Source organism: Mucilaginibacter inviolabilis (assembly GCF_011089895.1).
GTDB classification, from domain to species: Bacteria; Bacteroidota; Bacteroidia; order Sphingobacteriales; family Sphingobacteriaceae; genus Mucilaginibacter; species Mucilaginibacter inviolabilis.
This window is the reverse complement of sequence record NZ_JAANAT010000004.1, coordinates 322,788-341,409: the sequence shown is the minus strand read 5'-3', so window position 1 is coordinate 341,409 and position 18,622 is coordinate 322,788. Positions and strand designations below refer to the sequence as shown.

Below are 18,622 nucleotides of genomic sequence, written 5' to 3'. Positions count from 1 at the left end.
AAATATATAAAAGTTAATACAGTATAATTACTATTTAACTATTAAACAACGCATAAAATTTATATTAAAGCAGCACTTATAGCTATAATGAGCCCAACAACCCAATTAAAACTATTGATTTTGTATAGTTTAAACAAGCTACCCGGTTGGTATGGTTTTATCAGCACGTTTAACCCTCTGCTACACCGTTATTAAATAAAATATTTTACCGCTTTTAAACCTTTTGGATATTGGCTCGTCTACCTATACAAATAAGCATTTATATCCCCAATATATATTAACAATTAAAAGGCCGTCTATTACGCGGTCTTTTTTTTGGGGTTGATTTTCATAAGAGAGACGCATGTGATGCGTCTCTACATTTATTTCCTGTAGAGATACATTACATGTGTCTCTTTAATATTTTTATCCAATAAAGCTCTTTGCCTTCGCTAAAGCAGCATCCAGGCCACTGGCATCACTGCCACCGGCGGTTGCAAAGAAAGGCTGACCACCGCCACCACCTTTGATCTCTTTGGCCAGTTCGCGTACTATGTTACCGGCATTCAAACCTTTTTCTTTGACCAGATTTTCGGCTATCATAACGGTCAGGCTTGGTTTGCCATCAAAATCGGCAGCCAGTACCAGGAACAGATCTGTTACGATATCTTTTAGCTGGTAAGCCAGGTTTTTAACCGCTTCGGCATTGGGCAGGGCTACCTTTTGAGCGATGAAATTAATGCCATTAATAACCTCTACCTTTTGTGCCAGCTCATTTTTTAAGCCTGATGATTTCTCCAGGATCGATTTCTCGATCTCTTTTTTCAGTTTGGCATTCTCATCCAACAGGTTCTCTACGCTTTTGGCCAGGTCCTTTGGATTTTTGAGCAACTCTTTTAACTGGTCAATCAGCTGATTTTGGTTGGTGATATATACCTCGGCAGCAACTCCTGTAATAGCCTCAATACGACGTACACCGGCAGCTACAGCGCTTTCGGCAACAATTTTAAAGAAACCGATCTGGCCGGTTGCTTTTACATGCGTACCGCCGCAAAGCTCCTTACTAAAGGTATCATCAAAAGTGATCACGCGTACATATTCTCCGTATTTTTCACCAAACAGGGCGGTTACGCCGCTAGTAATAGCTTCGGCATATAATACACTGCGTTCTTCCTTCAGTGGGATATTTTCGCGTACTTTTTGGTTTACGATAGCTTCTATCTGCGCCAGTTCCTCATCGGTTACTTTGGCAAAATGCGAAAAGTCAAAACGTAGGTAATCGGCGTTGACCAATGAGCCTTTCTGGTTTACGTGGCTACCCAAAACCTGTTTCATAGCCGCATGCAGCAGGTGCGTAGCCGAGTGGTTATTATTGGTTTGGCTACGCAATGCAGGATCAACAATAGCGGTTAAGGCATCATCAATATCCTCGGGCAGTTTGTCTACAAAATGCACAATGAGGCCGTTCTCCTTTTTGGTATCAGTTACTTTGACAATCTCGCCATCCGGGAAAACCAGCTCACCCCTATCGCCTACCTGGCCACCGCTTTCGGCATAGAAAGGCGTTTTATCCAAAACAATCTGGTATTGCTCTTTACCTTTTGCCGTTACCTTACGGTATTTTACTACGTGGGCAACCGTTTCGGTTTCGTCGTAACCAGTAAACTCCACGCTATCATTATCTTTCAGAACAACCCAATCGCCGGTATCAATAGCGGTTGCAGCACGGGAACGGGATTTCTGTTCTTGAAGGGCTTTATTGAAACCATCCAAGTCTACCCCCCAGCCCATTTCTCTCGCCATTAACTCAGTTAAATCAATAGGGAATCCATATGTATCAGAAAGCTCAAAAGCAAGTTTTCCCGGTAAGATTCTTTTATCATCGCCCCAAACAGATTCACCTACAATGTTATTCTTCAGATATTGTATCCCTTTATCAAGTGTCTTCAGAAAAGAATTTTCCTCCTCCAAAACTACCTTTTGCACAAAATCCTTCTGATTATACAAATTATCAAACACTCCTTTAAACTGCTCGGCCAATAATGGTACCAATTGATTCAAAAATGGATCTTTAAACTCTAATGTTTGATAGCTGTATCTTACTGCTCTACGTAAAATACGACGGATTACATAACCAGCTTTGTTATTTGACGGCAACTGGCCATCGGCGATAGCAAAACTAACTGCACGGATGTGATCGGCAAGTACGCGCATGGCTACAGCTTCGCTCCAATCGGCGTCGCCGGGTTTGGCTTTACTGTTATAGGTTTTACCGCTTTTTTCGGCGATAAATTGAATCATCGGCTGGAAAACATCACTATCATAATTAGATGTTTTACCTTGCAGCACACGCACCAGGCGCTCAAAGCCCATACCGGTATCCACGTGCTTAGCTGGTAATGGCTGTAAGGCACCGTCTTTTAAGCGGTTAAACTGCATGAATACAATATTCCAGATCTCAATTACCTGATCATGATCGGCATTGACGAGGGTTGCACCATTAACTTCAGCACGCTCGCTATCCGGGCGGCTGTCATAATGGATCTCGGAACATGGGCCGCATGGACCTGTTTCGCCCATTTCCCAGAAATTATCTTTTTTATTACCGGGTAGTATGTGAGCTTCGTCCACATATTGCTTCCACAGCTCGTAGCTCTCGGTATCTTTTTCCAGGCCTTCTTTGTCGTCGCCTTCAAAATAGGTTACGTACAAGCGGTCTTTAGGCAGTTTATAAACTTCGGTGAGCAACTCCCAGCCCCAGGCAATGGCTTCTTTTTTAAAGTAGTCGCCAAAACTCCAGTTGCCCAGCATCTCGAACATGGTATGGTGATAGGTATCGATACCCACCTCTTCCAGGTCGTTATGTTTGCCACTTACCCGCAAACAACGCTGTGTATCAGCCGCACGAGGCGCTTTGGCGGGTGCTTCGCCTAAAAATATATCTTTAAACTGGTTCATCCCCGCGTTGGTGAACATGAGGGTGGGGTCGTTTTTTATGACGATGGGTGCAGAAGGAACAATGATATGCCCTTTGGAAACAAAAAAATCAAGAAAAGCCTGTCGTATTTCGGTAGCTGTCATTTATAATTGCTTTATTATCAAAACCAGTATAGTGTGCAAAAGTGTGAATTTTTGATGTAAAAAATTTTGTACCATGTATTTTTTATTTTACAAAATGTGATAGTCATGCCGGGCCTTCCAATGTATAGTGGGCGAGCCTCTCCGCACGGTCTTCGACAAGCTCAGACTGACAGGCTACTACCTCCAAAAAACTTTTTAAACCTTGAATTTTAACACTTTTCTGTTCAAAAACGGGATAAAAACAGCTCAAAATCATTCAAAAAAACCTCATTTTAACACTTTTTAACAAATTCCAGCATGGTTTTGAGCGGTTTTTAAAACTTTAAAAAGTATTAAATAATTGATTTTCAAATAACTACATACAAAACAGTTGATTTTTGTTCTGTTTTTCTCCTTAACAAAACAGCCCGGCTTTCCTTTTTAATCAGGAAAACCGGGCTGTGGTATATACAAATATACGAAATATCGGACAGAATACCTGCTCCAACAATCGGCTTATTTTAATGAACTCAGATCTAATTTCTTTAAAAAATCTTGCAGATCTGAAAGGCTATAGCCTTCGCCCTGTAAGGTAACGGCATAACGTTCTTTGTATATAAACTTCAGAGAAGAGCTTACTGTAGTACCATTTTTGGTATCCTCTGTAGAATAACGCACGCCATCTACATCGATATTTTTGCTTACCGTACCGTTTGATTCTGATTCCGTTTGCATACTCAACCCCATGGCCAATAAACTAACCACAGCGCTGCCCGATTCGCCGGCACCATCTAAAATACTTACATGGATAGTTTTGTTATCTTCTTTTGCATATTCCGCATCCGCAGCAACAATATCGGCTACGGTACCGCCTGCGCTATAGCTCTTTCTTTTGAAATCGCCCACATTTTCGGGTACAACCGCTTTCAGCTCCTCAGTAGTTGCCGGTGTTAGCTTTTTAAGTTTCTCTGTCTGCTCTTTTAATTTCTCGCCCGACTTTGCGAATTTATTTAAGTTACTGGCGCCCTCTACTAATTGACCGAGACCTGATTTTTCTTCGTTTTCTTTTTTTTGAGAGTTACCACATGATGATAACGCAAGGACTACCGCTACGGCTAAAAGTGTTTTATTGATCATAAGGATTAGATTTAAATGTTGTCAAACTTAATAAATTATTGATAATTCGCATAAAATTTTCGTCAAGGTTGCAATTTTCTAAAATCGCAAATCCAAAATAAAATTTATCTTTGCGTATGCCTTATAAAGACCGCGAAATAAGCAAGATGTATTACACCATGGGCGAAGTATCGGCCATGTTTGATGTGAACCAATCGCTTATTCGTTTTTATGAAAAGGAGTTTGATGTATTGCAGCCCAAAAAAAACAAAAAGGGCAACCGCTATTTCACCCCCGAAGACATCGAAAATTTCAAGATCATCTTTCACCTCATCCGCAATAAAGGTTATACGCTTAATGGCGCCAAAGAGCATCTTAAACATAATATGAGCGACACCAAAGAGAACCAGCGCGTGATCGATTCACTCGAAAATATCAAAAAATTCCTGCTCGAAGTTAGAGACGAACTATAGGGAATAGAATCAAGAGATAAGAGCCAAGAATCAAGACTTAGGAACTTAACTCATGGAAATCTTAATAAGAGAAATCATTATTTTATTGTTGCTTGATTTTTTCTTCTATCTTGGTTCTTGACTCTTAAATCTTGACTCTTAAACCATCGTGACCCATAAAGGCGAAATCCCCGTTGTTATTCTGCTTATACCTTTTTTATTGGGATTGGCTATCGGGATGCAGTTGATGTCGGCGGCTTATTTACCCGTTTTGGCTATTGCCTTTGTTTGCCTGGCTCTTGTATTCGTTGTGCTGAATTTAAATTACCAACGCCTGGTTATTTATAAGGCCCGATGGATTGGCGGTTTGTTGATGGGTGCTATTTTATTTTCGGCAGGCTGGATCAGTGTGATCAGTTATAACGAGCTGAATAACAGACATCATTTTTCGAAAACACAAGCGCAATACCTGGCCGTAAGCATCAATAACGAACCACAGTTTAAAAACGGACTGGTACGATTTACGGCCACAATCAGGCAAAGCATTAACAACCGTCAAACCGCTGATGCCAATGGCACATTACTTTTAACACTGAAAGACAGCGATGCCATAGCCCTGCAATATGGCGATGAATTGTTGATACCAGCCAGCTATACGCCTGTCGATCCGCCTTTTAATCCGGCCGAGTTTAATTATAAAAAATACCTCGTCCATCAGAATATCTATTACCAGTTATTTTTATTCCCGGGCCAATACAAATTATTAAAGCACGATACAGGCAATCCCTTTATTGCCTATGCCTTAAAGCTGCGACAGCAAATGGTGGTGTTATTCAGGCAAAAACTACATGATCCAAACGCTATAGCCGTAGCCTCCACCCTTATCCTGGGCTATAAAGCCGATCTGAGTAATGATGTTTTGCAAGCCTATTCCAAAACAGGAACCATCCATGTGCTATCGGTATCGGGCGCGCATGTGGCTATCATTTACCTTTTAATGCAGTGGATGCTAAGCTTTTTGAACCGCTACAAATATGGCCGCCTTTTAAAAATGGCCATCATGATACTGCTGATAAGCTATTACGCTATGCTGACCGGCTTTTCACCGGCCGTTTGCCGTGCTGCGGTCATGATCAGTATGGTTATTATCGGCAACACTTTTGTGCGGCACATCAATATGCTCAATATCCTGGCTATATCGGCCCTGTTGCTGCTGTTGTACAATCCATTTTTTATAACCGATGTGGGTTTTCAGCTTTCATATCTTTCTGTAGTAGGTTTGATTGTATTGCAGCCGGTGGTTTACGGGTGGTTCCAATTCAAAAACAAATGGGCCGATAAACTGTGGGCGCTGTGTTCGGTGTCTATAGCGGCACAGGTAATAACTTTTCCCTTAAGCGCTTATTACTTTCACCAGTTCCCGGTTTATTTCTTACTCAGCAACCTGCTCATCATTATCCCTACCATGGTTATTATGTATAGCGGTATAGCCTATCTGCTGCTGGCCTGGGTACCCTGGCTTTCAAACGCGCTGGCATGGATACTGGAAAAATCAATACTGCTCATGAACAAAGCGCTAAGCATCATTGAGCATACCCCTTTTGCCAGCATTAATAAAATATGGTTCACAACGACCGAATACCTGCTTACTTATGCGTTGATCATCAGCCTGTTTTATTTTTTGTATGATAAAAAAACCTGGGTACTTAAATTTGGTATCGGTTGCTTGTTTTTACTATGTGTAAGTATTAGTGTAAAAAGGTACCGTGCTGATACCAGTAGCTCCGTTGCTTTTTTAAACCTGCGCAAAAACACCGGTATCGTTTTTAAAAATGGAGATAAGGCGGTTGTGCTCACTAACCTGGCCGATACCGATAAAAACTACAAATATTCGATACAGCCATACCTGGATAGCTGCAAAATAAGTCATGCGGAATTGTATACCCTTAACCGGGGCATCAGCAAAAATTTCATCAGGAAACAGGGCGGTTTTATCCAGTTCAATCATCAAAAGATCCTGGTATTTGACAAACAAATGCCCAATTTACAGCTATCCGAAAAATTAAAAACCGATTATTTATATATCACCGGTAACCCATACATCAACCTGGACCTGATCAACAAGAATTATGATTATCAAACACTTGTAGTGGATGGCAGCAACAGTACCAGGCTTATTGAACAGCTGGAACAGCAAGCAAAGAAAAAGCGTATAAATTATAGTATATTAAAGCGTAACATTTCGTTAATTGCCGTATCTAACTGAAAAAATTAAACCAAGTACTAATAAATTTGTCTTTTAATCAAAAACAGGTAAATTGGTATAAATCAAACTAACACTATGAATATTAAATTTTTTAATGTTGCCCTGGGCCTGGCTCTTACCGCAACAGCCATGAGCGCCAGTGCGCAGAAAAAATACACCGAAGGTACCATTAACTTAACTACTAATATGAGAGGTCAGGAAGTTAATGCAAAAGGATATTTCCGTGCCGACTCTAATGCATTTGCCTTTACTGCAGGTCCTGCTACGATTAAAATTTTAACTGATGCCAGCGGCAAATCAATGGCCATATTGGTTGATGTACCTGTTGCCAGCATTAAAAAAGCAGCTATCGCTACACCAGATGAAGTAGATCAGGCTCAGGCAGATATGCCAACCTTTACTTTTGCACCATCAACCGAAACCAAACAGATTTCGGGTTTTAACTGCAAAAAAGTAGTAGCTACAGATGCAAAAACTAAAAAAACTTATGATATCTGGGTTACTAACGATGTAGTTGTTCCGATAACCGGTATCGCGAAGTATTACAGGGAAATAGGTGGTTTCCCGGTACAATACACTTCATTTAGCCAGGGCCAGAGCACCGATGTAACTGTTAAAAGCATTGTTGAGGAAAAAGCTCCGGCAGGTACATTCGGCATCCCGGCTGATTTTGAAAAGATATCCCTGGATGATCTGAAAGCAATGAGCGGAGGCAGATAAAAATTAGTATCAAGTAGCTAGTATCAAGTATCAAGACCTCTAAAAGTGATCTTATAATCAAGTCAACAAAAAATTTTGATACTTGATACTAGCTACTTGATACTTACTACACGCCATCCTTTACTAACAATTCATTAAAGGTTTCTTAACATAAAGTACTACTTTTGTCACCTTTATGTTAAGAAACCTTTTTAGTATAATCAGATTCTTTATATTCTGGCTGCTGTTCTTCGTGATCACACGGCTCACGTTTGAATTATACTTCTTTTATAAAATCCGTGGCGCCAGCTTCGGAGATATTTTACAGACATTTTTTTACGGTTTTCGCCTGGATGCTTCGGCTACGGCCTATATCTGTACTATTCCTTTGCTGGTGTTCATTATTAACTGGTGCATCCCTTCCTGCCGCATCAAACCCATCTGGCTTAAAATTTATGTGGGTATCATCCTGTTTTGTATTTCCTTAAACACTATTCTTAACTTTAATATTTTCAGGGAATGGGGAACTAAAGTTACTTTCAGGGTATTTAGCTCGTTTTATCATGCTCCTTCCGAGGCGCTCGCATCATCGGGTTCATCGCCGGTGGGTAAGTGTATCCTGATTGGGGTACTGTTACTGAGCTCTGGCGCTTTATTATCTTATTATGTTATTGATTATAATTTCAAGAAACCCGCTGCCAAACCCGGTCTTAAAATAGCGATGATCTGTTTGCTGGTGTTTGTAAATTTCCTGTTTATGCGGGGTGGTTTGCAAACAGAACCCATTAATCAAAACGCGGCCTATTTTGCTGATAAGGAGATCCTGAATCAATCGGCATTGAATACCGAGTGGAACCTGTTTAATAATATATTTGAGAATTTTCGTAAGCCCTATAATCCCTACGTGTTTATGGAGCCCGCCGATGCGGAAAAACTGATACATGATTCGTATCGTGTTCAATCTGATTCCTCATTAAAAATATTAACCACCGATAGGCCCAACGTAGTGATCATCCAGCTGGAAAGCTATACGGCAAGTATCATTGAATCCTTAGGCGGCGATAAAGGAGTAGCGCCTAACTTTGAAAAATTTATTCAGCAGGGTCTCCTGTTTAATAATATTTATTCCTCGGCCGATCGTACCGATAAAGGCATCATATCTATTATGAGCGGTTTCCCTTCACAAGCTATCCGCACCATTATTGCCGATACCTTGAAACAGCGAAAACTGCCTGCGCTATCTGTCGTATTTAAAAACGCGGGGTACCATACCTCTTATTTTTATGGTGGCAAAAGCAGCTACATGAGTTTTAATACCTTCATGAACAGTCATGACATTGACCAGATTACCGATGAGCATGCTTTTGCTCCCGCACAGGTGCAAACCAAATGGGGTGTTTATGATAATGTATTGTTAAACAAGCACCTGCAGTTTGCGCAGCAACAAAAACAACCCTTCTTCTCGTACCTGCAAACATCAACCAATCATGAGCCTTTTGTGTTGCCCGTAAAAGCGCATTTCCCGGCTGATGAAGATGGCGATGCCAGCAATCAATTCAGGAGTACCGCTTACTTTACCGACTCCTGCCTCAACGCGTATTTTGAGCAGGCCAAAAAACAAGCCTGGTATAAAAACACCTTATTTATATTGGTGGCCGATCATGGGCACCGTTTACCGCGCAATATTGCCGAAGCATATGATCCGGTCAAATACCGTATCCCCCTATTGTTTTTTGGCGATGTAATTAAACCGGAATACCGTGGTAAAAAGATCAATAAACTAGGGGGACAAACCGATATTGCCGCCACATTGTTAACCCAACTGGGTTTACCGCATAACCAATTTGCCTGGTCGAAAAACCTGCTTGATCCGGCCAGTAAGGACTTTGCCTTTTTTACCTGGGATAATGGTTTCGGGTTTATGACGCCACAGCAAAGCATCTCCTATGATAACTCTGGCCGGAGGATAGTTTATAAAGGGAATAAGAACGCGGACGAGGCGGTTACAGATAAAACGCTGCTATATGGCAAGGCTTTCCTGCAATTGGTTTATACGGAGTATATGGCCTTTTGACCGTTGATTGGGCTGATTAGGGTGATTACGCTGATTTTTTCTGATTCAAAAAATGGTGTCATGCTGAGCCTGTCGAAGCATGGTGGGCAGGCCTCTGCACACGAGTCTTCGACAAGCTCAGACTGACAGGCTGTATTTCTTAATTATTCAGCGACTTTCCCAACTGCTCCACCCATTGGTTAAACAGTTTGGTTTCAAACTCCACAGCTTTGTTGGCGTGGCGCTCCCAATCGGGCGAAAATTGGTGCAATTGGTTCAACATTTCTTCCAGATGACCTTCTTCTTCCAGGATGATTGATTTTACGTTTACCTTGCTGCCGGCTTCGTCAAGCGCGTCCTGATAAATAGGATACAGTTCATCGGCACGAACCTCAATAGCATAGGTAACCAGCAGGTAGGCTGCAAAACGCAATTCGCTGCCGCTTAAGTTTAATTCCTTTTTCAGGTAGCGGCAAACGTCCACATCCAGTTGGTTCAGGTAGTATTTACTTGAACCGGGAGCCAGCAGGTATTCGGCAGCATAGGTTGGCAATTCCACACCTGTCTTTTCCAGCTGTTTTTTCAGATAGAAAGCGTGGCGATGCTCTTCAGCCGCGTGTTTGAGTATGATATAGGTAACGGTATGCGGGTCTTCGCTGGCCGATATTTTACGCGCGCCGGTATTTTCCATCAGCGATAGCGTGTTTAACCAGCGGGAGTGCAATTCGTTATCGGCAATTATTTGAGGTAGTAGTGTGTTTAGCATAATTATATTTCTTCAAGTGCCTGCTCAATTTTGCTGTAAACATAACCGAGTTCGGCATCAGTAATGCAATATGGAGGTAAAATATATATCACGTTACCCAGCGGGCGCAATATAATACCTTCGGCCAAAAAATACTGATACAATTTATCGCGCAGGGAACTAAAATACGAGGTATTATCGCCGGTTTCCCATTCCATGGCAATAATGGTACCCGTTTGCCGCACCGTTTTTATTTTAGGGTGATGCTTTATTTTGGAGGCAAAAGCGGCGTGAGATGTTTGAATGCGCTGCATGTTAGCCGCCATAGCCGGTTCCAGGAAAAGATCCAGGCTGGCCAGTGCAGAGGCTATGGCCACCGGATTGGCAGTAAAGGAATGCCCATGGAAAAGGGTTTTCAATTTATCCTCAGATAAAAAAGCATCATAGATCTGCTGGGTGCAGGTGGTTAAACCCAATGCCATAGTACCTCCTGTAAGTCCTTTGGAGAAACACATAATATCCGGCTGAACCTGCACATGATCGCACGCAAAACGCTTGCCTGTGCGACCAAAACCGGTAAATACTTCATCATCAATCATCAGCACATTTTCCTGTTTGCAATGGGCCATCAGTTGGTTCAGGTATTCGGCCTCGTACATGATCATCCCGGCAGATCCTTGTATCAGGGGCTCGAAGATAAAGCAAGCCAGTTCAGATTTGAGATTTGAGATTTGAGATTTGAGATCTTCTATGTTATCCTTGTTCGGGATATCGATAAATTCTACTTCAAACAGCAGGCTGTCAAATGCTGCGGTGAACGCGCTGCGGCCACTTACAGCCATGGCCCCAAAGGTGTCGCCGTGGTAGGCATTTTTGAAAGCCATTATTTTGGTACGCTGATCGCCTTTGTTGAGCCAATATTGCAGACACATTTTGATAGCCACCTCAATAGCGGTAGAACCGTTATCTGAGTAAAATGCTTTTTGCTGGTTATCAGGTAAAATAGCGAGTAACCTCTCGGCCAACTCAACGGCTCCTTCATGGGTAAAGCCTGCAAATATTACATGCTCCAGTTTATGTAGTTGCTCGGATACTTTTTTAGCGATATAAGGGTGTGCATGCCCGTGGATATTTACCCACCAGGACGATACCGCGTCGATATATTTTTTGCCTTGTTCATCAAATAAACCGGCCCCCTCTCCGCGTACAATGCCTATCGGCGGTGCAGCGGTTTTCATTTGGGTATAGGGATGCCATATTACTTTAAGGTCGCGTTCGGTAAGGTTCATAGTTCGTTCTGTAAAAGTTCAACCACACGTTTATCTGTCGGAAATTCAAAGTCGGCTACACTCAATGCAGTAATCGGCAGCCACCTGAAAGCTTGCAACACTTCTCCATCTCCGTCAAAATCAAAGGCAACAGTTTTTATATTAAGATTAACCGGCGTAGTATTTTTCACCATATAGTATACACTGATAATTTGCGAATTATTAAAGGCCGATTTTACGGCAAAATCCGTTGTATAAAAATGACTAACAATTTCTATCTCCAGATTGCACTCTTCCATAAATTCGCGTTTAAGCCCCTCAATCAGACCCTCGCCAAGCTCAAGACCGCCACCCGGGAACTTTGAAAAACGCATGCCATACTCCTGTTCATCACTAATCAGTAACTCGTCATTATCATTAAGCAGCAGGCCATACACCCTTACATTAAAGTATTCCATTATTCAAAGTGTTTTTTGTTGCGTACTACCTTATCCATCGTCCAGGCAATGGTTTCTGTTTGCGGTTCGGAGCGGATGGGGCAATCGGGCATGCTGCAATAGTGGCAGCAATCGGGTACGCAGGGATCCGAGTGAATAAACAATTCGGTTTTGATGCCTACCTCTTTGTTGATCAGTTTATCAACCAACGATACTTCGGCATGGGCTTTATTCAGGTCGAAGTAACTGGGTAGGGTCATATGGCAATCGATATGCAGTTCGTTACCATACTTCTGGGCACGCAGGTTGTGTACATCTATCCAAGACTCACGGCGTTTCTCGCTCAGTACATTAATAATATCCGTTACTACCTGAAAATCGGCTTCGTCCATTAAACCCGCAACCGATTTACGGATGAGTTTATAAGCACTATATATAATATACAATGCTACCAATATGGATAAACCACTATCGAGCCATTCAATGCCGGTAAACCTGATGAGCAATAAACCGGCTACCAGGCCAATGCTGGTTACCATATCGGCAATCAGGTGACGGCCGTCGGCATCCAGGGTGATGGAGCGTAATGCCTTACCCCTTTGGATCATATAGTAGCCCAGCGCACCGTTCACAAGTCCGGTTACGCCGATAATAGCAGCACCCGTAAGCAAATCGTGAATGGCGTTGGGATAAAATAAACTATAAACAGATTTAACGATAATGATAACACCGGCAATACCGATCAACGAGCCTTCAATAAAAACGGAGAAGAACTCCACTTTGCCGTGTCCGTAAGGATGATTTTCATCCCTGGGTTGTGATGAAAGATAGATGCTAAAAAAGGCGAAAGCGCTGGCAATTACGTTTACAATGCTTTCGGCGGCATCGGTCAGTACAAAATTGGACGCTGTTAAAAAATATGCTCCAAACTTCGCCAGCATGAGCACAATGCCCGTAATCAGCGAAATTAATATGATTCTTTTTTGCTCTTTCAAGGCATTCTTTATTAAGCGACAAATTTATAAATAACAAGCGTAAGTAGCAGTAAAGTTATTTTCTATATTTGCCGCGATAACATAATTTATATGAGCGCATTAAGTACCCGGATCAATAACTTGTCCGAATCTGCAACAATTAAGATGGCCAAATTAGGCCGTGAACTTGCCGCTAAAGGTGTCGACGTGATCAGCCTTAGCTTTGGCGAACCTGACTTTCATACCCCTGAGCACATCAAGGAGGCAGCGAAGCAGGCCATGGATAAAAACTTTACCTACTACACCCCGGTATCCGGTTATCCGGACCTGCGCAAGGCTGTAGTTGCCAAGCTGAAGAACGAGAACAACCTTGATTATGATTTCAGCCAGATTGTGGTATCAACCGGTGCCAAGCAGGCTATTGCCAACGCTGTATTGTGTTTGGTAAACCCAGGCGAAGAGGTGATTATCCCTACTCCATATTGGGTATCATACTCAGAAGTAGTAAAACTGGCCGAAGGTAAAAGCGTATTCATTAATACTACTGTTGAACAAAACTTTAAAATAACACCAGAACAACTGGAAGCGGCTATTACGCCAAAAACCAAGCTGTTCATGTTCTCCTCACCTTGTAACCCTACAGGTAGTGTTTACAGCAAAGAGGAACTGGAGGGATTAGCTAAAGTATTTGAAAAACATCCGAATGTATATATCCTGAGCGATGAGATCTACGAGCACATCAACTTTATTGATAAACATGAGTCGATAGCCCAGTTTGATTATATTAAAGACCGTGTAGTGATCATCAACGGATGGTCAAAAGCTTTCGCTATGACCGGTTGGAGAATTGGCTATACTGCTTCAAATTCTGAAATTGCTGCTGCCTGTGATAAAATGCAGGGTCAGATCACTTCAGGAACCTGCTCCATCACCCAGCGTGCCGGTGTGGCAGCTTATGAAGGTGGGTTAGAAAGCGTACTGGAGATGCGTGCTGCATTCAAAAAACGCCGGGACATTGTTTATAAATTATTGAGTGAAGTAGAAGGCGTTAAAGTTAACCTGCCCGATGGCGCGTTTTACTTTTTCCCGAACGTTACTTCTTTCTTTGGCAAAAGCTATAATGGCCGTACCATTAAAGATGCCGACGATCTGAGTATTTACCTGTTGGAAGAAGGTCATGTAGCCACCGTAGGCGGCGACTCTTTCGGTGATCCTTCATCTATCCGCATCTCTTACGCCGCTGCTGAAGATAAACTGATTGAAGCTGTACGCAGGATCAAAGAAGCACTTGGTAAATTAGTATAGCTATAAAATTTGTCATCCTGAGCGCAGCGAAGGATCTATTCTGCGATATGAATAGTTCAATAATTAGATTCTTCACTACGTTCAGAATGACAAAAAGTACAACAAAAAAAGCCCCTCAGCAAAACGCTGAGGGGCTTTTTAATTTATGGTCCTGTAAAATTACAGACCAAATCCGTAAGCTATACGTAAACCAACGGTACCATAGTTATTGCTTTGGCCCGAGTAGTTTTCATAACGTACACCTACATCCCATGATTTAGAGGCATACCCTATACCTGGAGAAAGAATAAGTTTGGTATTTTTTGAACCATCGGCGTTTGCATAAAAGTCTTTGGTTTCAAAACCAGCACCCACTTCTGCACCAAAATATAAGTTATCAGTAAAAAATGCTTTGATACCAGCCTTAACCGGCACCATACCTAAAGATGGATATTTAGCATCTGTACCATCTCCAATTTTTTTACCAAAGAAATTATAGTAACCAGAAGTAAGTGTTAATGCCAGGTTATTGGCTATTCCGTATTGTAAACGCGCTGTACCGCCTATACCAATGTTTGAGATATTATGCAGGTTACCTGTTGGTAATAAACCTTCAACACCTACTCCAAAACGCAATGCGTCTTTTGGTACCGACTGGGCTTTTACATTTGTTCCGATAAATATAGCTAAGGCAGTAAACGCTCCGGCTATAATTTTTGTCATTGTTTTCATAATTGTGCTTTTTAGTATACTCTACAATATTTATTGTATTAACACCTCCTTAACAAATACTTTGCCATTATAGCAATCTGTTATAGTTTTAACATTGTTAAAATCATAGCAGCTCAACTACACACGCTATTAAGTATTGATTATCAACACATTCATCTCCCAACTATTCTACCAAAACAAACAGTTACAAACCTTAATTACAGGTTAAATTTTAACACAAGAAGGTGTATTCCTTAATAGATTTATGTCGGCATACGATGAATTTTTGTTCTGTTTTGCCTAATATTTACACGAGAAGTGATCGCAAATTGTCTGAAACAAAAAAGGAGAGATATTACTACCTCTCCTTTTTTGTTTTTAATAGAACATATTAAACCTCGGGTTCGTGCCCTTTATGAGGATCATAATTTTTTTCAAGCTCGGCCAGTTTTTCTTTACCATAAGCAAATTTAGTAATGATATAGAATAACACCGGTACAATGAATATAGCTAAAGATGTAGCTGCAAGCATACCACCGAATACTGTCCAACCGATAGTTTGACGGGCTACCGCACCTGCACCACTTGCAAATAACAATGGCGCCACACCCAATATAAATGCCAACGAGGTCATGATGATTGGTCTTAACCTCAAACGCACAGCATCTAATGTAGCTTTTTCAAGCTCCATACCACTATCCACACGTTCTTTAGCAAATTCCACAATCAGGATGGCGTTCTTAGCTGCCAAACCAATCAGGGTTATCAAACCTATCTGCGCATAAACGTTATTATCAAGCTTGGCGTGGAACGACAGGAATAAAATAGCCCCGAATGCCCCCAGCGGTACGGCAAGCAATACCGAGAACGGCACCGACCAGCTCTCATACAAAGCAGCCAGGAACAGGAATACGAAACCAATTGACAACATAAAGATGTAAATGGTTTTTGATCCCGATAGTTTTTCCTCACGGCTCAAACCAGAAAACTCGTAGCCATAACCTTGAGGTAAAGTTTTGGCGGCAACCTCTTCCAGGGCGTTCAGTGCATCACCGCTACTGTAACCCGGTGCAGAGTTACCGTCTATCTCCGCCGAACGGAACAGGTTATAGTGCGATATCAACGGAGCATTTTCAATTACTTTATACGTTGTTAAAGTACTTAAAGGCACCATAGTACCTGCCTGGTTACGCACAAAGTACTGACCTATGTTCTGGATATTTGTACGATAATTGGTATCGGCCTGTGCCAGCACACGGAATGTACGGCCGTACAAGGTTAAATCATTAATATAAGTACTACCCATATAGGTTTGCAGTGCCGCGTTCACATCAGACAGGGCTACACCCAATCTTTTAGTTTTTTCCCTGTCAATAGTGAGCTGATAAGCTGGCGTGCGGGCGGTGAAGAAGGAGAACGCTTTGGATATTTCCTTTCGCTTACCTACTTCAGCAATAAAGCCACGCATTACGTTTTCAAAATTCTTGATATCTCCACCTGCCTGTTTCTCTTCTAATATAAAAGAGAAACCTGCGGTATTACCCAAACCAGGTATTGCCGGCGGCGGAATTACAACCACACTAGCCTCTTTAAACCGCGACAAACGTTTTTGCAACATACCTACCAACGGAAATATGCTATGCTGTTCGCCTTTACGCTGATCCCATGGCTTTAGCTGCACAAATATGGTTGCACTGTTTGATTTGGTTGCGAAAGTTACCGCATTCAAACCACCCAACGCCGCGTAGTGTCCTATCTCAGGGATACTATCCAGGGTGCGCATCATATCATGCAGTACTTGTACAGTACGCTGCGTTGATGATGCTTCCGGAAGATCATAAGTGATATAAATACGGCCATCATCCTCTGTAGGGATAAAGCCGCTTGGCTTGCCTCTAAATAGCAGGATAGTACCTATAATAATACACACCAATATAATAATAATGAATTTAGAGTTTTTGATACTTTTATCAACACCATTACGGTATCTGCCCGTTACCCGATCAAACCATGCATTGAATTTAAAGAAGAACTTATCAAGGCCTTTTGATTCCTGGTCTAGTTTACGGGGTTTCAATATCAATGTACAAAGGGCCGGAGTTAATGAAAGCGCCACAAAAGCCGATATCAATACCGATATCGCAATGGTGATAGCAAACTGTTGATACAAGCGCCCCACAATACCCGGCACAAAACCTACCGGCACAAACACCGCCGCCAATATCAAGGCAATGGCTATAACCGGCGCGGATATATCACGCATGGCATGTGTAGTAGCGTCCTTGGGTGACATGCCCTCCTCATCCATATAATGCTGCACCGATTCCACCACCACAATGGCGTCATCCACCACAATACCAATGGCCAGTACGAAACCAAACAATGTCAATGTATTGATAGTGAAACCAAGTGGTATAAAGAAGATGAATGTACCGATGATAGACACAGGAATGGCCAATACCGGGATAAGCGTAGTACGCCAGCTTTGTAAAAACAGGAATACCACCACAATAACCAGCACCAGCGCTATCACCAGCGTTTCGATTACTTCCTGTACGGATACCTTTACAACCGTTATTGATTCAAAAGGTACTACATAATCCACATCGGCAGGGAATGATTTTTTGAGTTCCTCCATGGTGGAGTATACATTATCTGCCGTTTGGATAGCGTTACTACCTGGTGCCTGGTAAACCAACAGGTAAGAAGCTCGCTTACCGTCAACAAAGGAATTACCGGCATAGTTAAACTTACCCAGCTCCACACGGGCCACATCTTTCAGGTGCACAATAGCACCGTTATTCGGTTGTGTACGTACAATGATATTTTCAAACTCGGCCTGGCTTGTTAAACGCCCCTTAACCAAAACCGTATACTCAAATGGCTGTCCGTTTTCCTGCGGGGTTGAACCTACCGAACCGGCAGCAACCTGCGCGTTTTGTTCAGCAAGGGCACTGGTAACGTCACCGGCGGTCATGCCTAAGGCGGCCATCTTATCCGGTTTAAGCCAAATACGCATACTAAAGTCATCGGCACGTGTAAACACGTCGCCCACACCTTTGGCCCGTAAAAGCGCATCCCGAACAAAAACGTTGGTGTAGTTATCTAAAAAGGTAACATTATGCGAGCCTTTGGGAGCATACATAGCTACCAGCATCAAAATACTGGGATTACGTTTACGTACAGTTAAACCCAAACGCTGTACCTCTTGCGGCAATGTTGGGGTAGCAATACCCACACGGTTTTGCACGTCAAGAGCGGCTATATTAATATCGGTACCCACCTCAAAGTTAACGGTCATGCTCATGGCACCGTTACTGGTACTGTTACTTTGCAGGTAGGTCATGCCTGGCGTACCGTTCACCTGTACTTCAACAGGTGTAGCCACGGTTTGCTCTACGGTTAACGCGTCGGCGCCGGTATAAGTACCGGTAATGTTTACGGTTGGAGGTGTAATTTCCGGATACTGGCCTATGGCCAGGCTACCTATTGCCAGGATACCAACAATTACTATCACTAAGGATATAACTATAGCGGTAACTGGTCTTCGTATAAAGGTATCTGCTATCATTCTTGTT

At 42.3% G+C, this 18,622-nt stretch carries 13 protein-coding genes; 5 read left to right on the top strand and 8 right to left on the bottom strand.

The genetic code is table 11. From position 1 onward, the window contains the following. Positions 1 to 405: 405 nt before the first annotated feature. Entirely contained in the window at positions 406 to 3,060 is a 2,655-nt protein-coding gene (gene alaS, locus G7092_RS24985; protein WP_166093842.1) for an alanine--tRNA ligase, read from the bottom strand. A gap of 495 nt (positions 3,061 to 3,555) precedes the next feature. Continuing rightward, complete coding sequence (locus G7092_RS24980) at positions 3,556 to 4,176, bottom strand: hypothetical protein (RefSeq protein ID WP_166093840.1); 621 nt, start codon at positions 4,174 to 4,176, stop codon at positions 3,556 to 3,558. Between the two features lie 116 nt (positions 4,177 to 4,292). Between G7092_RS24980 and G7092_RS24975 the strand changes: the two genes are divergently transcribed. From G7092_RS24975 to G7092_RS24960, 4 genes are all read left to right on the top strand, one after another. Continuing rightward, on the top strand, positions 4,293 to 4,628 hold the full coding sequence (locus G7092_RS24975; RefSeq protein ID WP_166093838.1) for a MerR family transcriptional regulator: 336 nt from the start codon (positions 4,293 to 4,295) through the stop codon (positions 4,626 to 4,628). A gap of 148 nt (positions 4,629 to 4,776) precedes the next feature. Further along, entirely contained in the window at positions 4,777 to 6,873 is a 2,097-nt protein-coding gene (locus G7092_RS24970; RefSeq protein WP_166093836.1) for a ComEC/Rec2 family competence protein, read from the top strand. A gap of 75 nt (positions 6,874 to 6,948) precedes the next feature. Further along, entirely contained in the window at positions 6,949 to 7,593 is a 645-nt protein-coding gene (locus tag G7092_RS24965; RefSeq protein ID WP_166093834.1) for a hypothetical protein, read from the top strand. A gap of 175 nt (positions 7,594 to 7,768) precedes the next feature. Further along, complete coding sequence (locus G7092_RS24960) at positions 7,769 to 9,646, top strand: LTA synthase family protein (protein ID WP_166093832.1); 1,878 nt, start codon at positions 7,769 to 7,771, stop codon at positions 9,644 to 9,646. Between the two features lie 139 nt (positions 9,647 to 9,785). Here the strand turns inward: G7092_RS24960 and G7092_RS24955 are convergent, their stop codons facing one another. Genes G7092_RS24955 through G7092_RS24940 form a run of 4 tightly spaced genes read right to left on the bottom strand, consistent with a single transcriptional unit; the run spans position 9,786 to position 13,070 of the window. Continuing rightward, positions 9,786 to 10,391, bottom strand: a complete 606-nt coding sequence (locus tag G7092_RS24955) for a hypothetical protein (protein WP_166093830.1) — start codon at positions 10,389 to 10,391, stop codon at positions 9,786 to 9,788. 2 nt (positions 10,392 to 10,393) lie between these two features. After that, entirely contained in the window at positions 10,394 to 11,659 is a 1,266-nt protein-coding gene (bioA, locus tag G7092_RS24950; protein WP_166093828.1) for an adenosylmethionine--8-amino-7-oxononanoate transaminase, read from the bottom strand. Continuing rightward, positions 11,656 to 12,096: an NUDIX domain-containing protein gene (locus tag G7092_RS24945; protein WP_166093826.1), complete on the bottom strand. Its 441-nt coding sequence runs from the start codon at positions 12,094 to 12,096 to the stop codon at positions 11,656 to 11,658. Before G7092_RS24945 ends, bioA begins: the two co-directional genes overlap by 4 nt. Beyond that, positions 12,096 to 13,070, bottom strand: coding sequence for a cation diffusion facilitator family transporter (locus tag G7092_RS24940; RefSeq protein WP_166093824.1), 975 nt, complete (start codon positions 13,068 to 13,070; stop codon positions 12,096 to 12,098). Before G7092_RS24940 ends, G7092_RS24945 begins: the two co-directional genes overlap by 1 nt. 90 nt (positions 13,071 to 13,160) lie before the next feature. On the opposite strand from G7092_RS24940, the gene G7092_RS24935 reads away from it, so the two are divergent. Further along, a complete protein-coding gene (locus G7092_RS24935) occupies positions 13,161 to 14,354 on the top strand; it encodes a pyridoxal phosphate-dependent aminotransferase (protein ID WP_202985410.1) in 1,194 nt (397 codons plus the stop codon). Positions 14,355 to 14,513: 159 nt separating this feature from the next. Here G7092_RS24935 and G7092_RS24930 read toward each other — a convergent pair whose 3' ends face one another. Together G7092_RS24930 and G7092_RS24925 are read right to left on the bottom strand one after the other, a co-directional pair. Beyond that, positions 14,514 to 15,065, bottom strand: coding sequence for a hypothetical protein (locus tag G7092_RS24930; RefSeq protein WP_166093822.1), 552 nt, complete (start codon positions 15,063 to 15,065; stop codon positions 14,514 to 14,516). A gap of 370 nt (positions 15,066 to 15,435) precedes the next feature. Next, positions 15,436 to 18,615 (bottom strand): efflux RND transporter permease subunit, encoded by a 3,180-nt coding sequence (locus tag G7092_RS24925; RefSeq protein WP_166093820.1) that lies wholly within the window; start codon positions 18,613 to 18,615, stop codon positions 15,436 to 15,438. Between the last annotated feature and the right edge of the window lie 7 nt (positions 18,616 to 18,622).